Origin of the sequence: Vibrio sp. 10N.222.52.C3 (assembly GCF_041474195.1) — a bacterium.
Classification (GTDB): Bacteria; Pseudomonadota; Gammaproteobacteria; order Enterobacterales; family Vibrionaceae; genus Vibrio; species Vibrio crassostreae_C.
Genome location: NZ_JBFRTQ010000070.1, coordinates 1 through 2943 on the forward strand (window position 1 = coordinate 1; position 2943 = coordinate 2943).

The 2943-nt window shown below is 51.2% G+C and carries 1 rRNA gene; it reads left to right on the forward strand.

The annotated features are described in order from the left end of the window. Nucleotides 1–17: 17 nt before the first annotated feature. A 23S ribosomal RNA gene (locus tag AB4517_RS11535) occupies nt 18–2911 on the forward strand. The last annotated feature ends 32 nt before the right edge of the window (nt 2912–2943 follow it).

Sequence of the window (2943 nt, forward strand, 5' to 3'; positions counted from 1 at the left end):
ACCCTTTCGGGTTGTATGGTTAAGTGACTAAGCGTACACGGTGGATGCCTTGGCAGTCAGAGGCGATGAAAGGCGTAATAACTTGCGATAAGCCCAGATTAGGTAGTAATAACCTTTTGAGTCTGGGATTCCTGAATGGGGAAACCCACTTACATAAGTAAGTATCCTGTTGTGAATACATAGCAACAGGAGGCAAACCGGGGGAACTGAAACATCTAAGTACCCCGAGGAAGAGAAATCAACCGAGATTCCGAAAGTAGCGGCGAGCGAAATTGGATTAGCCCTTAAGCTTTTAATGATGCAGGTGAAGAGTCTGGAAAGTCTCGCAGTAAAGGGTGATAGCCCCGTAACCGACACATCATAATCAGTGAAAACGAGTAGGGCGGGACACGTGATATCCTGTCTGAATATGGGGGGACCATCCTCCAAGGCTAAATACTACTGACTGACCGATAGTGAACCAGTACCGTGAGGGAAAGGCGAAAAGAACCCCTGTGAGGGGAGTGAAATAGAACCTGAAACCGTGTACGTACAAGCAGTAGGAGCACCTTCGTGGTGTGACTGCGTACCTTTTGTATAATGGGTCAGCGACTTAATTTTAGTAGCAAGGTTAACCGTTTAGGGGAGCCGTAGGGAAACCGAGTCTTAACTGGGCGTACAGTTGCTAGGATTAGACCCGAAACCAGGTGATCTAGCCATGGGCAGGTTGAAGGTTGAGTAACATCAACTGGAGGACCGAACCGACTAATGTTGAAAAATTAGCGGATGACTTGTGGCTAGGGGTGAAAGGCCAATCAAACCTGGAGATAGCTGGTTCTCCCCGAAAGCTATTTAGGTAGCGCCTCGGACGAATACTACTGGGGGTAGAGCACTGTTAAGGCTAGGGGGTCATCCCGACTTACCAACCCTTTGCAAACTCCGAATACCAGTAAGTACTATCCGGGAGACACACGGCGGGTGCTAACGTCCGTCGTGGAGAGGGAAACAACCCAGACCGCCAGCTAAGGTCCCAAAGTATAGCTAAGTGGGAAACGATGTGGGAAGGCTCAGACAGCCAGGATGTTGGCTTAGAAGCAGCCATCATTTAAAGAAAGCGTAATAGCTCACTGGTCGAGTCGGCCTGCGCGGAAGATGTAACGGGGCTAAGCTATACACCGAAGCTGCGGCTACGTACCTTAGGGTATGTGGGGTAGGGGAGCGTTCTGTAAGCCGTTGAAGGTGGTCTGTAAGGGCTGCTGGAGGTATCAGAAGTGCGAATGCTGACATGAGTAACGATAAAGGGAGTGAAAAACTCCCTCGCCGGAAGACCAAGGGTTCCTGTCCAACGTTAATCGGGGCAGGGTAAGTCGACTCCTAAGGCGAGGCCGAAAGGCGTAGTCGATGGGAAACGGGTTAATATTCCCGTACTTCTTACAATTGCGATGGGGGGACGGAGAAGGCTAGGTGGGCCTGGCGACGGTTGTCCAGGTTCAAGTACGTAGGCGGGTGGTTTAGGTAAATCCGGACCGCTACTAACGCTGAGATACGATGTCGAGCTACTACGGTAGTGAAGTCATTGATGCCATGCTTCCAGGAAAAGCCTCTAAGCTTCAGATTGTAAGGAATCGTACCCCAAACCGACACAGGTGGTCGGGTAGAGAATACCAAGGCGCTTGAGAGAACTCGGGTGAAGGAACTAGGCAAAATGGTACCGTAACTTCGGGAGAAGGTACGCTCTTATCAGTGAAGTCCCTTGCGGATGGAGCAGACGAGAGTCGCAGATACCAGGTGGCTGCAACTGTTTATTAAAAACACAGCACTGTGCAAAATCGTAAGATGACGTATACGGTGTGACGCCTGCCCGGTGCCGGAAGGTTAATTGATGGGGTTAGACTTCGGTCGAAGCTCTTGATCGAAGCCCCGGTAAACGGCGGCCGTAACTATAACGGTCCTAAGGTAGCGAAATTCCTTGTCGGGTAAGTTCCGACCTGCACGAATGGCGTAATGATGGCCACGCTGTCTCCACCCGAGACTCAGTGAAATTGAAATCGCTGTGAAGATGCAGTGTACCCGCGGCTAGACGGAAAGACCCCGTGAACCTTTACTACAGCTTGGCACTGAACATTGAACCTACATGTGTAGGATAGGTGGGAGACTATGAAACCGCGTCGCTAGATGTGGTGGAGTCGTCCTTGAAATACCACCCTTGTAGTTTTGATGTTCTAACGTTGGTCCCTGAATCGGGATTACGGACAGTGCCTGGTGGGTAGTTTGACTGGGGCGGTCTCCTCCCAAAGAGTAACGGAGGAGCACGAAGGTGGGCTAAACACGGTTGGACATCGTGTGGTTAGTGCAATGGCATAAGCCCGCTTGACTGCGAGAATGACAATTCGAGCAGGTGCGAAAGCAGGTCATAGTGATCCGGTGGTTCTGAATGGAAGGGCCATCGCTCAACGGATAAAAGGTACTCCGGGGATAACAGGCTGATACCGCCCAAGAGTTCATATCGACGGCGGTGTTTGGCACCTCGATGTCGGCTCATCACATCCTGGGGCTGAAGTCGGTCCCAAGGGTATGGCTGTTCGCCATTTAAAGTGGTACGCGAGCTGGGTTTAGAACGTCGTGAGACAGTTCGGTCCCTATCTGCCGTGGGCGTTGGAAAATTGAAAGGGGCTGCTCCTAGTACGAGAGGACCGGAGTGGACGAACCTCTGGTGTTCGGGTTGTCATGCCAATGGCATTGCCCGGTAGCTAAGTTCGGAATCGATAACCGCTGAAAGCATCTAAGCGGGAAGCGAGCCTTGAGATGAGTTTTCCCTGGCACTATAAGTGTCCTAAAGGGTTGTCGTAGACTACGACGTTGATAGGCAGGGTGTGTAAGTGCTGCGAGGCATTGAGCTAACCTGTACTAATTGCCCGTGAGGCTTAACCATACAACACCCAAGGGGTTTTGTGGACTCAAAGA